The sequence below is a fragment of the Paralcaligenes ureilyticus genome, from assembly GCF_004346225.1.
GTDB lineage: Bacteria > Pseudomonadota > Gammaproteobacteria > Burkholderiales > Burkholderiaceae_B > Paralcaligenes > Paralcaligenes ureilyticus.
In genome coordinates this window covers 57,214-73,842 of sequence record NZ_SMAJ01000011.1, presented here as the reverse complement: position 1 = coordinate 73,842, position 16,629 = coordinate 57,214, and the positions used below count along the sequence as shown (strand labels likewise).

Annotated in this window: 17 protein-coding genes and 1 tRNA gene; 5 read left to right on the top strand and 13 right to left on the bottom strand. The window is 58.6% G+C overall.

All coding sequences use genetic code 11. The features are described from left to right. Positions 1 to 8 precede the first annotated feature (8 nt). The 4 genes from folE2 to EDC26_RS13895 form a co-directional block, all read right to left on the bottom strand. Complete coding sequence (gene folE2 / locus EDC26_RS13910) at positions 9 to 812, bottom strand: GTP cyclohydrolase FolE2 (protein WP_132583636.1); 804 nt, start codon at positions 810 to 812, stop codon at positions 9 to 11. Between the two features lie 154 nt (positions 813 to 966). Then, complete coding sequence (gene dxs / locus EDC26_RS13905) at positions 967 to 2,835, bottom strand: 1-deoxy-D-xylulose-5-phosphate synthase (RefSeq protein ID WP_132583634.1); 1,869 nt, start codon at positions 2,833 to 2,835, stop codon at positions 967 to 969. A gap of 89 nt (positions 2,836 to 2,924) precedes the next feature. Next, entirely contained in the window at positions 2,925 to 3,839 is a 915-nt protein-coding gene (locus EDC26_RS13900) for a polyprenyl synthetase family protein (RefSeq protein WP_132583632.1), read from the bottom strand. 2 nt (positions 3,840 to 3,841) lie between these two features. After that, positions 3,842 to 4,147, bottom strand: coding sequence for an exodeoxyribonuclease VII small subunit (locus EDC26_RS13895; RefSeq protein WP_132583630.1), 306 nt, complete (start codon positions 4,145 to 4,147; stop codon positions 3,842 to 3,844). Between the two features lie 219 nt (positions 4,148 to 4,366). Between EDC26_RS13895 and EDC26_RS13890 the strand changes: the two genes are divergently transcribed. After that, the gene (locus EDC26_RS13890; protein WP_132583628.1) at positions 4,367 to 5,515 is read left to right on the top strand and encodes an aromatic ring-hydroxylating oxygenase subunit alpha; all 1,149 of its coding nucleotides are present in this window, start codon (positions 4,367 to 4,369) and stop codon (positions 5,513 to 5,515) included. Positions 5,516 to 5,517: 2 nt separating this feature from the next. On the opposite strand, the gene EDC26_RS13885 is transcribed toward EDC26_RS13890, so the two are convergent. Together EDC26_RS13885 and EDC26_RS13880 are read right to left on the bottom strand one after the other, a co-directional pair. Then, positions 5,518 to 6,387 carry a sulfurtransferase gene (locus EDC26_RS13885; RefSeq protein WP_132583626.1) on the bottom strand — a complete coding sequence of 290 codons (870 nt, stop codon included), beginning with the start codon at positions 6,385 to 6,387 and terminating at the stop codon, positions 5,518 to 5,520. Between the two features lie 11 nt (positions 6,388 to 6,398). Next, the gene (locus tag EDC26_RS13880) at positions 6,399 to 7,298 is read right to left on the bottom strand and encodes a DMT family transporter (protein WP_132583624.1); all 900 of its coding nucleotides are present in this window, start codon (positions 7,296 to 7,298) and stop codon (positions 6,399 to 6,401) included. A 150-nt stretch (positions 7,299 to 7,448) separates the two neighbouring features. On the opposite strand from EDC26_RS13880, the gene htpX reads away from it, so the two are divergent. The 4 genes from htpX to EDC26_RS13860 all read left to right on the top strand — a co-directional run bounded on the left by htpX (position 7,449) and on the right by EDC26_RS13860 (position 10,676). Next, positions 7,449 to 8,330: a protease HtpX gene (gene htpX / locus EDC26_RS13875; RefSeq protein ID WP_132583622.1), complete on the top strand. Its 882-nt coding sequence runs from the start codon at positions 7,449 to 7,451 to the stop codon at positions 8,328 to 8,330. 173 nt (positions 8,331 to 8,503) lie between these two features. Further along, complete coding sequence (locus EDC26_RS13870) at positions 8,504 to 10,165, top strand: Na/Pi cotransporter family protein (protein ID WP_132583620.1); 1,662 nt, start codon at positions 8,504 to 8,506, stop codon at positions 10,163 to 10,165. 72 nt (positions 10,166 to 10,237) lie between these two features. Then, a tRNA-Ala gene (locus EDC26_RS13865) sits at positions 10,238 to 10,313 on the top strand. A gap of 123 nt (positions 10,314 to 10,436) precedes the next feature. Beyond that, positions 10,437 to 10,676, top strand: coding sequence for a hypothetical protein (locus EDC26_RS13860; protein ID WP_132583618.1), 240 nt, complete (start codon positions 10,437 to 10,439; stop codon positions 10,674 to 10,676). 16 nt (positions 10,677 to 10,692) lie between these two features. Here the strand turns inward: EDC26_RS13860 and kdgD are convergent, their stop codons facing one another. From kdgD to EDC26_RS13825, 7 genes are all read right to left on the bottom strand, one after another. After that, positions 10,693 to 11,604: a 5-dehydro-4-deoxyglucarate dehydratase gene (kdgD, locus tag EDC26_RS13855; RefSeq protein WP_132583616.1), complete on the bottom strand. Its 912-nt coding sequence runs from the start codon at positions 11,602 to 11,604 to the stop codon at positions 10,693 to 10,695. A gap of 113 nt (positions 11,605 to 11,717) precedes the next feature. After that, positions 11,718 to 12,458, bottom strand: coding sequence for a FadR/GntR family transcriptional regulator (locus tag EDC26_RS13850; protein ID WP_132583614.1), 741 nt, complete (start codon positions 12,456 to 12,458; stop codon positions 11,718 to 11,720). A 73-nt stretch (positions 12,459 to 12,531) separates the two neighbouring features. Then, the gene (locus EDC26_RS13845) at positions 12,532 to 13,329 is read right to left on the bottom strand and encodes a transporter substrate-binding domain-containing protein (protein ID WP_132583612.1); all 798 of its coding nucleotides are present in this window, start codon (positions 13,327 to 13,329) and stop codon (positions 12,532 to 12,534) included. Between the two features lie 50 nt (positions 13,330 to 13,379). Continuing rightward, entirely contained in the window at positions 13,380 to 14,108 is a 729-nt protein-coding gene (locus tag EDC26_RS13840; RefSeq protein WP_132583610.1) for an amino acid ABC transporter ATP-binding protein, read from the bottom strand. Beyond that, positions 14,092 to 14,742, bottom strand: a complete 651-nt coding sequence (locus EDC26_RS13835; protein ID WP_132583608.1) for an amino acid ABC transporter permease — start codon at positions 14,740 to 14,742, stop codon at positions 14,092 to 14,094. The genes EDC26_RS13840 and EDC26_RS13835 overlap by 17 nt, the downstream gene beginning before the upstream one ends. Further along, the gene (locus EDC26_RS13830; RefSeq protein ID WP_132583606.1) at positions 14,739 to 15,473 is read right to left on the bottom strand and encodes an amino acid ABC transporter permease; all 735 of its coding nucleotides are present in this window, start codon (positions 15,471 to 15,473) and stop codon (positions 14,739 to 14,741) included. The genes EDC26_RS13835 and EDC26_RS13830 overlap by 4 nt, the downstream gene beginning before the upstream one ends. A 56-nt stretch (positions 15,474 to 15,529) precedes the next feature. Next, the gene (locus EDC26_RS13825) at positions 15,530 to 16,342 is read right to left on the bottom strand and encodes an NAD-dependent epimerase/dehydratase family protein (RefSeq protein WP_132583604.1); all 813 of its coding nucleotides are present in this window, start codon (positions 16,340 to 16,342) and stop codon (positions 15,530 to 15,532) included. Between the last annotated feature and the right edge of the window lie 287 nt (positions 16,343 to 16,629).

Here is a 16,629-nt window from a genome sequence, read left to right as displayed (position 1 = left end):
CCCCGTTTTCAGCCTTCTACAACCGCATAGGCGGAATGATTATGTATGGACTCGAAATTTTCAGCTTCGATCCGGAAACGCTGCAAGCCTGCCAGTTGTTTGACCTGGGCAGCCACATCGCGCACCAAGTCTTCGACGAATTTGGGGTTTTCATAGGCTTGTTCGGTCACGAACTTCTCGTCGACGCGCTTTAACAACCCCCACAATTCGCTAGAGGCCTGCGCTTCGATCGAGCGAATCAAAGCCTCGATATCGATGGGCGCCGTGCCGTCGAGCACGACGTTGACCGTAACGTGCGAGCGCTGATTGTGCGCGCCGTATTCGGAAATGGCTTTCGAGCACGGGCACAGGCTAGTGACCGGCACCAGCACGGACAGTTCGAACTCGAGCGCATCGGCGCCCACCCGGGCGACCCATTTGATCTCGTAGTCCATCAGGCTGGCCACCCCCGATACGGGCGCCAATTTGTTCAGAAAATAGGGAAACGACGCCGTAATATCGCCCTTCTGGGCGTGCAGCAAGGGCAGCATGCTGCGGGCCATCTCGCAAAACAGCGCGGGAGTCATGGGCACCGCCCGATATTGCTCAAGCAGGGCTACAAAGCGCGACATATGCGTACCCTTTTCTTCGGGCGGCAATGCAACTGTCAGTTCCCAGACAGCCACCGTTGGAATGGCCTGGCCATCGGGGCCGGCCACCAGCATCGGATGGCGCACACCACGAACGCCCACGCGCTGAATGGCTATATGGCGAGTATCGACAGTGCTTTGCACATCAGGCATGGCAACCGCAGGCTCAATCAGAGAATTCATAGTAACAACATCAGGGGCGCGCAATGCGCGAGCCTGTCCTTATAAATTTGGATAAACTTTTTATTATGGCGCAAAAACGCCAAGTGCTGCCCTAAAACCCTTAAGGGCGTCAATACATTACACCACAAACCACATCCCTGGATCGGCCAAGGGGTCAGGCTGGGGCCAGCAAGGCGGCGAAACGGGCAAGAATGGATTGTTCAATCCCGGCCGCATCCAGGCCCAGGCCGCGCAATAAAACCGACTGTTCGCCATGATCGACGAAACGATCGGGCAGGCCCAGCTGCAAGACCGGTGCGACGATGTCGTGAGCGCCGAAAAACTCGAGCACGGCACTACCGGCTCCGCCCATGACCATCGCTTCCTCTACCGTGACAAAGGCCTGATGAGACTCGGCCAGCGACAGCAATAGAGCTTCGTCCAACGGTTTCACAAAGCGCATGTCGATCAGGCTTGCATCGAGCTGCTCGGCGACCGCCGCGCATTCCGCCAGCAAGGTGCCAAAGCACAGGATGGCAACCACACGGCCGGCCCGCCGGGTAACGGCCTTGCCGATTTCAACGGCTTCAAGGCCGGCCACCACTTGCGCACCACAGCCCGCGCCGCGCGGATAACGCACCGAAGCCGGCCCGGGATGCAGGAAGCAACTGTTCAGCAACAGGCGCGCCTCATTTTCGTCAGACGGGGTAGCCACCACCATATTGGGCACGCAGCGTAAAAAGGCGATGTCGTAACTACCCGCATGAGTGGCGCCGTCGGCGCCCACGATGCCTGCCCGATCCAGAGCAAAGGTAACATCCAGATTTTGCAACGCCACATCGTGGATCAGCTGATCGTAGCCGCGCTGCAAAAACGTGGAATAAATCGCCACCACCGGCTTTTGCCCCTCGCACGCCAGGCCGGCGGCAAAAGTGACAGCATGCTGCTCGGCTATCCCCACGTCGAAATAACGCAGGGGAAAACGCTGCTCGAACTGAACCAGGCCGCTACCCTCGCGCATGGCCGGGGTAATGCCATAAAGCCGTTCATCGGCAGCCGCCATGTCGCACAGCCAGTGGCCGAACACCTGGGTAAAGGTTTGCTTCGAAGGTGTCTTGGATTTTTGTATGCCAATGCTGGGGTCGAATTTTCCCGGCCCGTGATACAGCACCGGATCGGCTTCAGCCAGTTTATAACCCTGGCCTTTACGAGTCACCACATGCAGGAACTGTAAACCGCCCAGGGCTTGCAGGTTCTGCAACGTGGGAACCAGCGAGTCCAGATCGTGCCCGTCGATAGGGCCGACGTAATTGAAACCGAACTCTTCGAATAAGGTGGCCGGCGTTACCATGCCCTTGGCGTGCCCCTCGAAGCGACGCGCCAGTTCGAGAACGGGCGGCACATGCTGCAGGACGGCGCGTCCGACGTTTTTCGCCGCCGCGTAGAAACTGCCCGAGAGCAAGCGGGCCAGATAGCGGTTCAGGGCGCCGACGGGCGGAGAAATCGACATATCGTTGTCGTTGAGCACCACCAGCAAATTGACGTTGGGTGTCACCCCGGCGTTATTGAGCGCCTCAAACGCCATCCCCGCCGTCATAGCGCCATCGCCGATAACCGCTATGTGCTGCCGCGACAGGCCCAGGTTGCGGGAGGCCACCGCCATGCCCAGCGCAGCTGAAATCGAGGTCGACGAATGGGCGGTGCCGAAGGCATCGTATTCGGATTCGCTGCGCTTGGGAAAACCCGACATGCCACCCATCTGTCGCAGCGTGGCCATCTGCTCGCGACGGCCCGTCAGTATTTTGTGGGGATACGACTGGTGCCCGACATCCCACACGATCCGGTCGTCGGGCGTATTGAACACATAATGCAATGCGATGGTCAGCTCGACCGTGCCCAGGTTGGACGATAAATGACCACCCGTTCTGGACACTGATTGCAATACAAACTCACGCAACTGTGTCGCGATTTCTTTAAGTTCGCGGCGCCCCATCGACCGGAGATCGGCGGGTGACTGGATTTGATCGAGCGTAACGGTAGTCATACAAATAGGTCGGTGGACAGCGAACGCCCAAAGGCAATGAATTAATAAATACGTAACGCCGCAAGCGCCGCATACCGCTATTTTAAGGCTTAATGATTGCGGCCTACGATATAGTCGGCGATTTCGTCCAAACGCGCCGCCGCGGTGCCCAGCGGCAAGATCGCTGCCCGGGCGTCGGCATGCAAGGCCTCGAGGAACTGCCGCGAACCATCCAGGCCCATTAACGATACATAGGTAGGCTTGTTGCCCAGCGCATCCTTGCCGGCCGTCTTGCCCAGCGTGGCCGTATCCGAGGTGACATCGAGGATATCGTCGGCCACCTGGAACGCCAGGCCAACCGCCGCCGCGTACGACTCGAGCGCCTCGCGCGCGGTCGAGCTGGCGCCTGCCACAATGCCGCCCAGAAGCACGCTGGCTCCCAGCATGGCGCCCGTTTTCATGCTGTGCATAGTGCCGAGCTCTTCACGCGTAAGTACGCTGCCCACACTCGCGCAATCGATCGCCTGGCCACCCGCCATTCCCAGGCTGCCGGCCGAATGAGCCAGAATTTGCACCGCCTGCACAATCAGCGCAGGCGCGATCGGCATCTGCGCCAGCAACCCGAACGCCAAAGGCTGCAGCGCGTCGCCGGCAAGCATCGCAGTGGCTTCGTCGTACCGAACATGCAGAGTCGGCCGGCCCCGCCGCAAGGCATCGTCATCCATGCACGGCAAGTCATCGTGGACGAGCGAGTAGGCGTGTACCAACTCAACGGCCGCAGCGGCATGATCGAGCGCCATGTCCTGTATTGTGGTTGCCGTATCTGTTGCGCGACACGCCTGGCCCGCCGCATAAACCAGCGCGGCGCGCACGCGCTTGCCGCCGCCCATGACCGCATAGCGCATCGCCTGATGCAGCGTTTCGGGCAAGGCGCCCGCCTCGGGCAATACCTGATCGAGCACGGCCTCGATGTGGCGCACGCGTCCGGCCAGCCAGGCGGGAAAATCAACTTTCGGAGCGCCCACGCCTAATCCTCGGTCATACCGGAGGTATCGGCCAGAGGCTTGAGCAGATTACCTTGCAAGACCTTGACCTGCTGCTCGGCCGAATCAAGGCGCTGCTGGCAAATGCGAGCCAGTTCCACCCCTTTTTCATAGGCGGCCAATGACTGCTCCAGCGGCAACTGGCCATCTTCCATTTGCGCAACCAGAGCCTCAAGCTCGGCCAGTGCGGTTTCAAAATCCTGGGGCAGCGCAGCCACGCCCGATAGCGCCGCGCCTTCGTCAGAAGTCTTAAGCGGCTTACCGGCATTACCGGTGCTTTTATCACCCATCGTAGGTTTCCAAAAATAGACGCAACAAAACGGCGTCCGAATCATCTCTCAACCGAATTGTACGAGATGCTCGTCGTGCCTGCTGTACTCGGGTGCAAGCGAGTTTTACAGGCAAGAATTTAGGGTACAATCCCACACCTTAATCTAATCTTATCGGCCAGTCCGTTTTTTCTTCGCACCAGGCTGTGTAGCCTGCATCTTTTTCTGGCGGGGGGAATCATGACCGACATCGGTCGGGTGGCGCACCTGGCGCCTGCGGGCACGCAGCTTTCAGTCAACAGCTATTTTGACGAAACCATATTTGCCCACGAGCAAGAGCTCATATTCAAACACTCCGCCCGGTATGTCGGGCACGAAAAGCTCGTCCCCAACGTCGGAGACTGGCGCACATTAACGCACGAGAACGCAGGCCGCGTGCTGGTGCGCAATTCCCATGGAGTCGAGCTGCTGTCGAATGTCTGCCGGCATCGCCAGGCCATCATGCTGGGCGGGCAAGCAGGCAAGGTCTGCGATCCGGCCAGCTCCAGCGGCAACTTGCGCGACACGGGCGGCAATATTGTGTGCCCCGTACACCGCTGGACATACAACCCGCAGGGCCATCTGATCGGCGCCCCGCATTTCAACGAGCCGCCCTGCTCCAGCCTGCAAAACTTCACGCTGAAAAACTGCCACGGCCTACTGTTCGAAGGCGCCCGCAACCCGGCCCAAGACCTGGCAGCCCTGTTCGCACGGCCTGAATTCGATTTTTCGGACTATGTGCTCGACCACGTCGAGGTGCACCGCTGCGCCTACAACTGGAAAACCTTTATCGAGGTTTATCTGGAGGACTACCACGTCGGCCCTTTCCATCCGGGGCTGGGCCAGTTCGTAACCTGCAAGGATTTAAGCTGGGAATTCTCCGACTGGTATAGCGCGCAACGCGTCGGCGTGCATAGCGGCCTTGAGCAGCCTGGCTCGGCCACCTACAAAAACTGGCAGGATCGCCTGCTGGAATATCGCACGGGCGAGCCGCCCGAGTTCGGCGCAGTCTGGGTCACTTATTTCCCGACCCACATGATCGAGCTCTATCCCCACGTGCTGGTGTTATCGACGCTGCATCCGGTCAGCCCGCAGGAAACCGTGAACATTGTCGAGTTCTATTATCCTGAAGACATCGCGGCGTTCGAGCGCGATTTCGTCCGCGCTCAACGCGCCGCCTATATGGAAACGGCCATCGAAGATGATGAGATCGCCGAACGCATGGACGCCGGCCGCCGCGCGTTAATGCTGCGGGGCACGAACGAAACCGGGCCTTATCAATCTCCTATGGAAGACGGCATGCAGCACTTCCACGAATGGTACCGGCGCCTGATGGGCGCCCAAATTTAGAACTAATTCGCGCCGCGGGCGACAGGCCTCGTGGCGTCGCTACACCACTCGCTCCACGAACCCGGGTACAGCGCCGAGCCTTTCAGACCTGCCAGTTCCATGGCAAACAGGTTATGGCAAGCCGTTATGCCCGAACCGCACTGATGCACGATTTGCGCGGGAGATCGGCCTGCCAGCAAGGCATCGAACTCGCTGCGCAATTGCGCGGGCGTCTTGAAATGGCCGCCGGCCTGCAAGTTCAGCGAGTTGGGCCGGTTCAAGGCTCCCGGGATATGCCCAGCCACTGGATCCATGGGCTCTACCTCACCGGCATAACGATTGCTCGCCCGCGCATCGATCACCGTAAAAACGGGCTTGCGCAAATTGGCGAGCACGGCGTCGGCGTCGACCATAGGCATGGCTGCGGCAGTCCGAGCCGCGGGAATTTGCAAAGGTTGCTGCGCACCGACACGAACCGGATCGACCCCGGTCTGAGCTGGAGCGCCGCTGGCAAGCCAAGCCTGCCAGCCACCGTCGAGCACTGCAACCTGTTCGTGACCAAGCCAGCGCAGCATCCACCACAGATGCGCGGCAAACATGCCGATGTCGGCGTCATACACCACGACCTTGGACTCGGGAACCAGACCTTGCGCGCGCATGAGTGCTGAAAAATCGGCCAGCGCAGGCAAGGGATGACGGCCGTTACGGCCCGTTTTGGGCGCCGACAGCTGATTTTCGTGGTCCAGATAGAGGGCCCCTGGTATATGACCCTGCTCGTAGGCGCGACGGCCGGCCAAATGATCCTTGAGATCGTGGCGGACATCAAAAACAAGGTATTCGCCCGTTGCCAGACCTGCTTGTAAAGCCTGAGCCGTGATTAATGGACTAAACATTTTTGATTCCCCTATTCTGCTACGCCGGCGGCCTCGGCCGCCGGCAATGTAATGTCGCGCATGACGCGATCTTCGCTATACGTGCGCCAAATGGACAATAGGCCCGAAAGGATGATAAGCGCCATTCCGCCCCACGCCAGGATATCGGGGCGATCGCCCCAGAATACAATCCCCAGCACGGCGGCAAAGATAATCGTCGTGTATTGCAGCGCGGCCGTCAGCAGGGCCGACCCTAGCCCAAAGGCGCGCGTCATGGCCAATTGACCAACCATGCCGCAAGCGCCAATGCCAATCAAGGCCAGCCACGCCGTCGCATTCAAGGGCCGGAAACCCTCGTAACCCAGCCCGACGAAACTCGTCGCGCATACACAAGCCGAAAAAATCAGCACCGTACGCCACTCGGGTTCGCCCACGCGCCCCAGTTCACGGATCTGCATCATCGCCACAGCGGACAAGGCTCCGGCCAGTAGGCCCAGGGTAGCGGCAAGCAAATGATCGTGTCCGATGCTGGGCCGTAAAACCCCCACAACCCCCAGGAACCCAAACACGACGGCAATGATTCGAACCGGATCGCGCTGCGAACCGCCCCAACCCAGCATCCAGCCGGCGATGAACAAAGGCGCCGTGTAATTCAGGCTGATAGCGGTGGACAAGGGCAATTCGGCCAGAGCGTAAAAGCCCAGCCACATCGAGGTCACGCCCGAGACATTACGCCAGAAGTGCAATTTCCAGCTGGTGGGGGCAATAGTTCTGCGGCTCGACTTGGCCCACAGAAACAGAAAAATGACAGAAGGGACGCCTCGAAACAGCACCACTTCGGGCAGGGATGCGCCAAAATCGACCGATACCTTTACGCATGCCCCCATGATTGCAAACATGACGCAGGCCAACAACATCCACAGAGACTGCATGCACTTAACCGAAATTCAGAGGCGATTTGAGGAAGTCGATACTATACTCCGCAACGCGGGTAATTTTTTGAAGCCCGGGCTTTAAATGCGGCTGGCTGCCCCCAGATGGGTAGTCGCCATAATGGCTTCATATAACAGGGGGATCCTGACATGAAACGAATTTTCTTGTTCTTACTGACCAATATCGCCGTCATGGTGGTGCTAAGCATTACCATGAATGTGCTCGGCGTGGGCCGCTATCTGACCGCCAATGGGCTCGACCTATCGCAATTGCTGATTTTTTCTGCACTGGTGGGGTTCACCGGCGCGATTATTTCACTCCTTATCAGCAAGTGGATGGCCAAAACCAGCACAGGCGCGCGCGTCATCGATCCGCAAGCGCCCGCCAATGCCCGCGAGGCCTGGCTGGTTGATACCGTTCATCAGTTAGCGGACCGTGCCGGAATCGGCCACCCCGAAGTCGCCATCTACGAGGGCGAGCCCAACGCATTTGCCACCGGCGCCTTTAAAAACAATGCTTTAGTGGCCGTTTCGAGCGGCCTGCTCGAGAGCATGACAGAAGAAGAGATCGGCGCTGTTCTGGGCCACGAGATCAGCCACGTGGCCAACGGCGACATGATTACGCTTACGCTGATCCAGGGCGTGGTCAACACCTTTGTGGTATTTCTGGCGCGCGTCATCGGCTATTTTGTCGACCGGGTTCTGCTTAAAAACGATAAGGATGTAGGCCTGGGCTACTACGCGACGGTGATCGTCTGCGAAATCGTCTTCGGCATTTTGGCCTCGGTTATCGTGGCGTGGTTTTCACGCCGCCGCGAATACCGCGCCGATGCGGGATCGGCGCACTTGCTGGGCGCGCGCGAACCGATGATCCATGCACTGGCGCGCCTGGGCGGCGTTCAGGCTGGAGAGCTGCCCAAAACATTCCAGGCCTCGGGCATCGCCGGCGCACAAGCCATCAGCGCCATCTTTGCGTCGCACCCACCGCTGGCGGCCCGCATCCAGGCCCTGCAAACCATGCGGGTGGCGTAACTCGTTTTGTTTTCGTCTGTGTTTGTAGCGGCAGCCCTTGTGGCTGCCGTCGGCACAACACGTACGCCATCCTCGCATGACGACAACTATGTCGCCCACCAATACTAATGTATAGTCAGACTCGAACCAGATTCCTTTAACAAAAGCCCTATCGCTCACGCGCAACCGAGCCCATGACCGACGTCCTCACACTCCTGGATTTTGCCGGCTACATAGCATTATTGCTATGGGGTGTGCATATGGTGCAAAGCGGTGTGCAACGAGCCTTCGGGGCGGCGCTGGGCGCTGTGCTCGGACACGCCCTGGGTACTCGCCTGCGTGCTTTTACCGCCGGGCTGGGCATTACGGCCGCCCTGCAAAGCAGCACGGCAACCGGCCTGATGATTACCGGTTTTGCCGCCGGCGGCCTGGTGGCGCTGACGCCCGCACTGGCGGCCATGCTGGGGGCCAATGTCGGCACAACGCTTATCGTTCAACTGCTGTCATTCAATCTGACGGCCCTGGCGCCTCTGATGATACTGGTGGGGGTCTGGTTATTCCGGCGCAACCAGCCCGGACGCCGACGCGATCTGGGGCGCGTGTTCATCGGTCTGGGGCTGTTGCTGCTTTCGCTGCACGAGCTGGTCACGCTGTTTGCGCCCATCCAGCACTCGGCCTTGCTGGAAACAATACTCGATGCACTGGCTACGCAGCCTTTCATTGCCTTGCTGCTGGCCACTGCGCTGGCCTGGGCCTCGCACTCGAGCGTTGCCGTCGTTGTACTGATCATGTCGCTGGCCAGCCACAACCTGGTGACTCCGCCCGTGGCATATGCGCTGGTTCTGGGCGCAAATCTGGGCACTTCCATCAATCCGCTGGTTGAAGGCGTGACCGGCACCGACCCAGCCGCCAAGCGCCTGCCCATGGGCAATCTGGGCCTGCGCATCGTTGCCTGCCTCATCGGGCTAGTCCTGCTGCCCTGGCTCCCCCAGGCAATGAGCCACCTGTCCGCGGACCCTGCCCGCAACGTCGCGAACTTCCATAGCCTGTTCAATGTTGTGGCGGCGCTTATTTTCCTGCCGCTGCTCAAACCCTACACTCGTTTGCTGGTTCGCTGGATGCCCAAACGCATCGATCCCAACGACCCCAGCAAGCCTCTTTACCTGGACGAATCGGCGCACGAAGTACCTGCCGTGGCGCTGGGCAATGCGGCACGCGAAGCGCTGCGCCTGTCGGACATGCTTCAAACCTTGCTCAACGTGGTGCGCGCGGGCTTTCGGCGCGACAACCGGCACCGTATTGCTCCCGCACGCGAAATCAACAATGCGGTCAGCCATCTGGACGGCCTCATCACCACCTACCTGGCTACGCTCGACCAAGAAAACATGAACGTCGACGACCACCGCCGCCTGGACGAAATCCTGACATTCTCATCGAACATCACGCACGCGGCCAGCATTACCACCACCGGGCTGCTTGGGCACACTACGACTTTGCGTAAAAAGGGCTGGGTGCTAAACCCGGAGCAGCGCGAAGAACTGACCAATATTCTTGACCGGCTGATACGCAACCAGCGCCAGACCGCCGCACTGTTTGTCGCCGAAGACCTGAAAAGCGCCCGTCACCTGGCGTTGGAAAAAGACCAGTTCCGAGCCGTCGAATCGGCCGCCGCCGAGCGCCAGCTTGGCCGCATCAAGTCCGGGCAGGTCGAATCCGCCGACGTAGGCTCGTTTTACCTTGAAATCCTGCGCGATATAAAGTCCGTCAATTCCTATCTGGTCGGTGCCGCCGCCTATCCGGTGCTGGCCAAGCACAACGAACTATTGCCCAACCGCGTGCGCGATACCGAAGGATAGGGGCGATCCTTTTAAAAAATTGGCGCCTCCGCCCCCACGACCGGCGCCAATTTGCTAGAATGTCGTTCCCACGGGGAAGTAGCTCAGCTGGGAGAGCGCTGCGTTCGCAATGCAGAGGTCGGGAGTTCGATCCTCCTCTTCTCCACCAAACATCTACGCCTGACCGTTCTTGGTTGGGCGTTTTTGTATCTATCTCCCGCAACGCTCACGTAGCGACTCCAACTCAACGTGGCCGATGAGCGCTATGACGAACACTTGGCAACGAAGCGCCATGGCCGCACTGTTCCTCATTACGATCATGACTATTCAGGGACTTGATTATCTCCTGCCAACGAGCTTGCGCGTCTACTTCGAACTGCAAAAGCCGAAGCCCGACGGCCCGGAAGTCACCCCGGAAGTTGAAAAGGTAATACGGGTCTTGCCGACCGATCTATCCCGGCAAGAGCTACAGAATGCCTTGGGTTTGAGGAACGGTGAACATTTTCGCAAGACGTGCCAAAGAGGCGATTGACGCCTCTTCCTGCCGCCTACTGCGGCTCTACCCGATCAATCAACGCTTTCAACTGCTCTCTTTCCCCAGCCGTCAAATCGGTTAACGGAGCGCGTACCGGGCCGGCATTATGGCCCACCAGCGCGGCGCCGGCCTTGACGATGCTGACGGCATATCCCGGCACGCGATTCCTGATTTCCAGGTAGGGGTGGAAAAATTCCCTGAGCAGCTTGTGCTGCGTGGCCATGTCGTCCGATTCGACCGCTTTATAGAACGCCATGGCGGTCTTGGGAATGAAGTTGAAGACGGCTGACGAATACACCGGCGTGCCCAGCGCCTTGTAGGCGGCCGCATAGACTTCGGCTGTGGGCAGCCCGCCCAGATAGCACAACCGGTCGCCCAGGCGCAGGTGAATGGCCGACATCTTCTCGATATGGCCTACACCGTCTTTAAAGCCGATGAGATTGGGACAGCGCGCCGCCAGTTTTTCCAGCGTGTCGGGCGCCAGCCGTGAGTTGGCGCGGTTGTACACGATGATGCCGATGTTTACGCTCTTGCAAATTTGCTCTATATGCGCCGCCAGCCCTTCCTGGCTGGCCTCGGTCAGGTAGTGCGGCAGCAGCAATATGCCGTCGGCACCGGCTTTTTGCGCCGCTTGCGCGCATTCGATGGCAAAGCGGGTAGCGCCGCCTGCGCCGGCGATAATGGGCACCTGATTGCGGCAGGTATCGACGGCGGTCTTGATGATGGCCGGGTATTCGCGGCCGGTCAACGAGAAGAATTCGCCGGTGCCTCCGGCGGCGAACAAGGCCGTGGCGCCATACGGAATCAGCCACTCCAGGCGTTTGCGGTATCCATCGGCGTTGAAGTCGCCGCGTTCGTCAAAGTCTGTCAACGGGAAGGACAGCAAGCCGGAGCTGAGCAGTGCCTTGAGTTTCTGGGGGTCCATCTGGGTTCTCCAATTCGGTTTTATGTGTCGGGCGATAGATTAATCAAGGGCTGATTACTTATCGGTTATCGTATAACTTGAATCGACGCTTCCTGCTTAGGTGACGTGCGGATTCAGTTGTTCAATGTAGAGCGCAAGCGCTCGGCGCTGTTGTTCAGATGCATCTGCATAGCGCTGCTGGCGACCAGGGAGTTTTGCAGCCGTATGGCTTTGTAGATTTCCTCGTGCTCGTAATGGACCCGTTCCAGGTAGCGCCGCTGTGTTTCCTTGCCCAGCAGCGCGGTGTTGATACGGGTGCGCGGAATGACGGTCTGGCCCAGGTACGACATAAATTCCGTGAAGTAGCGATTGCCGGTGGCCTGGGAAATGGCCAAGTGAAAGCGGAAGTCGGCGTCCACGGTTTCCTTGCCTTGGTCGAGCAGTTGCTTGAATTCCTGCAAAATGGTTTGCAGGCTATCCAGGTCGTGCTGCGTCCTGTTGATCGCTGCAATCCCGGCCGCGGCCGATTCCAGGCTTTGCCGCAACTGCAGCACGTTGAGAATATCTTGTATGGTGACCAGATCTTTGGGGTCGATGTGAAAGCTCTGTTCGTTGCGAATCCCCAGCACGAATGAGCCGATGCCGTGTCGGGTTTCGACCACGCCTGCCGCCTGTAGGCGTGATATCGCTTCGCGCACCACCGTGCGGCTGACGCCTTGCAATTGCATCAGTTCGGATTCGGTGGGAAGTTTGTCGCCCTGCTGCAATAAGCCGCCCTCGATCTGGCCCATCAAGTCATCCACGACTTCCTGGGCCAGGCTTTTGGGCCTGCGCCGCGGAGCGCTGCGGGTGGACGATTTTTGAATCGTGTTCATGAGCATGATGCCTTTGAATAGGACGAGGCCGGGAGACACGGCATTATTGCATTGATCCTTTGCGTTGGGCCGTTCAGGATGCCGGGTTCAACACTTTGGGCGACAGGTCGTTGCCATGGTATTTCTTGTAAATGGCGTTGAGCTTGCCGTTTTTCAGATTGGTCTGGATCCATTCATTGATCCAGGCCTTGAGCTTGGGCGTATCTTTTTGCATCGCAATACCCAGCATGAATTCGTGTTCCACGAATTTTGTTTCGTAGGGCGTTTTCGTCAGCTTCTTGTTGATTTCGACGACATTGGGCCATTGCGACGATATGGCTTGCACCTGGCCGCTGACGGCTGAAGTCACTAGCGTGGCGTCGTCTTCGTAGCGGCGGATGTTGGCAAAGCTGGCGTTCTTGGTAATGTCCGCGTCGTTGACGGTGGCGCGCGTCACGCCGATGCGAACCCCCTTCAGGTCTGCGTAGTCCTTGATTTTCAGAGCCTTGGGTGCGGCCACGATGGTTTGCAGTGATGCGTAGGGGATGGAAAAATCGATGACCTTGGCGCGCTCCGGGGTGATCGACAGGCTGGCCACCTCGATGTCCGCCTTGTTCGTCTGAATGGTGGGCACACGCGCGGCATTGGTGATTTCCACCATTTGCAGTTTTACGCCCAGGTCTTTGGCCAGCAACTGGGCCGTAGCGACGTCCGAGCCTTCGGGTTGCATCTGGGCGTTGGCATAGCTGAACATGGGCACGCCCATGGCGATGGCCACGCGTAGGGTGCCTTCGCTTTTGATTTTGTCCAGGCCATTGGCATAGCTAGCGGTGCATAGGGCCGCCAGCGCCACGCCTAGGCCAAGTTGCTTGAATGTATGTGTAAACTTCATTTGTCGCCTCGCGTTTGTTGATGAAAGATTCAAGAAGCTGCGTGCCGCATTTACAGCCCGGTTCCTACAAAGTCCTGCAGTTCCCTCGTTGTGGGGGCTGTCAGGATTTCGGGCCCGCCTGATTCCCAGACCAGGCCCTCGTACATGAAAATAATTTTGTCCGCCAGGCGCCGAGCAAACGCCATTTCGTGCGTGACCAAGATCATGGTCATGCCGCCGGCGGCCAGGTCTTCGATGACCTTCAGCACTTCGCCGGTAAGCTGCGGATCCAGCGCCGAGGTGACCTCGTCGAACAGCATGACTTGCGGCTCCATGGCCAACGAGCGGGCGATGGCCACGCGTTGCTGCTGGCCGCCCGACAGTTGTTCGGGATAGCAATCGGCCTTTACGCTTAGCCCTACTTTTTTCAGCACGTAATCGGCCTTGACCAGACAGTCGCTTTTGGGCAGTTTACGCACATGCTTGAGCGCCAGCATGATGTTCTGGCGCACGGTCAGATGCGGGAACAGGTTATAGCTTTGGAAGACGATACCTACATCCTGGCGCAATTTATGCAGGTCGACCTTGCCTGTGCCCAACGTGTGCCCGCACACCTCGATTGATCCGCTATTGATGGTTTCAAGGTGGTCCAGGCAGCGCAGCGCGGTGCTTTTGCCCGAACCGCTCTGGCCGATGATGGCAACGACTTCGCCTTTGCGCACATCGAACGACACCCCTTTCAGAACTTCGTTGTCGCCGAACTTCTTGTAGACGTCTTGTACTTTAACGATTGCCGACATTCAATTTCCTTTCCATGATCCGGCTCCATAGCGATAGCGGATAGCACAGGCAAAAATACAGCAGCCCGACCAGGGCAAAGACCAGAAACGGCTGGAACAGCGAGTTGTTGATGATCTGGCCGGCGCGCGTGAGTTCCACGAACCCCACGATGGATGCCAGCGAAGTCGATTTGATGACTTGCACCAGAAACCCCACTGTGGACGGCAGCGACAGCTTGACGGCCTGCGGAATAATGACCAGCAGCAGCGATTGCCAGCGTGACAGGCCCAGGCATTCCGAGGCTTCCCATTGGGTTTTCTGAATGGACTCCACGCTGCCGCGCCAGATTTCACCCAGGAAGGCGCTGACATAAATCATCAGCGCTATGCTGGCGGCCGTCAGCGGCAGGACGTTCAGCCCGAAAATGCCCACGCCGAAATACACAATGAACAGGAGCACCAGCAGCGGTATGCCCTGGATGATCTGGATGAACACCGAGGTCATAAAACGTACCGAAGCGAATCGCGAGACCCGCGCCAGCATCACGCCAAAGCCGCCCATCGAACCCAGAATGAATGAAATCAGCGAAAGCACGATGGTCCAGCCCATGCCTTTAAGCAGATACTCCATCTGGATCAGAGTGAAAGAGTTCATGTTGGCCGCCTCTGGATGCTGTTGGCCAAAGGTTTCACGGCGATGCGGCGTTCGGCCGCGGCGATGACGCGCTTACGCCGGAACAGCCACAGGCCGCCCAGCCAGAACAGGAATCGGAGCACCCCGGCCAGGATCAGGTAAAGAACGGCAACGACAATATACGACTCGAGCGACAGAAAAGTGACCGACTGAACGTTGTTGGCGACCGCCGTGAGTTCTTCGGTCGAGATTTGCGAGGCCACCGACGACATCAGCATCATCAGGATGAACTGGCTGGTGATGGACGGGTACACTTTTTCGAACGCGGGCTGCATGATCACGTGCCAGTAAATGCGCGGCTTGGACAGGCCCAGGCATTCGGCGGCTTCGACCTGGCCGGCCGGAATGGCGTCCATGCCGGCCCGTATGATCTCCGACGAATACGCCCCAACGTTGATGACCATGGTGATGACGGTCGAGATAGCGGCGGGAATCTGAATCCCTAAGCTGGACAGGCCGAAATAGAAAATGAAAATCTGCACCAGGAACGGCGTGTTCCGTATGGTTTCGACATAGATCGCACAAAGGGTAGAGAGGCTGCGTACCTGGCTGCGCCGGCCAATGGCGCACAACACGCCTATGATCAGTCCGAACACGGTCGACGCCAGCGTCAGTTCCAGCGTCAGCGTTGTACCTTCCAGGAACTTTTCCCAGTACGGAAGCAGGCCGGCAAAATTGAAGTGATACTGCAATTGGGTCTCCGGGTCGTTTGTTTCGACGTTTTGTTATAGGTTATCGTATATCGTATTTAGCGACTGTCGAATGGCCCGGCCTTGACAAACGCACCGCCCTGGAACTGCACTGCCGGATCGGTCAGGTCGGGCTGGGGGGTGCGCGCATAAACGGCTTCGCGAAATACGTCTGAGCTGTCCTGCGGGGCATAACCCACATGGTGCGCGCGCGAGTTGTCCCACCAAGTGACCGCGTTGTCGGACATGCCGAAAATAATCGAGTGGCCCAGCACCGGCGTGGTCAGGCACGCCGTGATCAGGCGGTGCAGATCGTTGAAACTGAGCCAGGTGGCCAGCATGCGGCGGTCTTTGGGCTCGGGAAACGACGAGCCGATGCGCACACAGGCGGTTTCGATTCCGTAGCGATCGAAATAGAAACGCGACAGATCTTCGCCGAAAGCCTTGCTCAGGCCATAGAAGCTGTCGGGCCGGGGCGGATGGTCGGCGGTAAGGGTCTGGTCTTGACGGTAAAAGCCCGTCACGTGGTTGGAGCTGGCGAACACCAGGCGCTTGACGCCATGCTTGCGGGCCGCCTCGTACAAGTTGTACATACCGATGATGTTCGCTTGCAGGATAGGGCCAAAAGGGCCTTCCACCGAGATGCCGCCCAGGTGGACGATAGCGTCCACGCCCTTGACCATGCCGTCCACTGCCGCGGCGTCGGCCAAGTCCGCCAGCACGACTTCTTCGGCGGCGGCAGCTTCGCCGAAAGGCTGCACATCCGACAGACGCAGCACGGAGCAGTTAGCCTTGAGGCGTTCGCGCAAGGCCCGGCCCAAGCCGCCGGCAGCGCCGGTCAGCAATAGTTTCTCGTGGACTTTGATGGTCATTATGGATACTTCCAGTCGGAATTTCGCTGAAAACACAGTATGGAGGCCTGGTTGCTAAGGCTAGCTGCACTTTTCAATGCGACGTTTGTGTTATCAGTTATCTGATGACTGATAATTATCCAGTGTTCTGTTTTGGGTTGTCAATGTTTTTTGATAGGCCCAAGGGAAACCCCTAGGAGGCTGTCGGGCATTAGAGGAAATCCGACCATCACTGATGTTGAGTGTTATTAGTGATTGAGCTGCTTGAAAGAAGACCATAAAAAGACTACATTTAGCCTCAGCCCGGC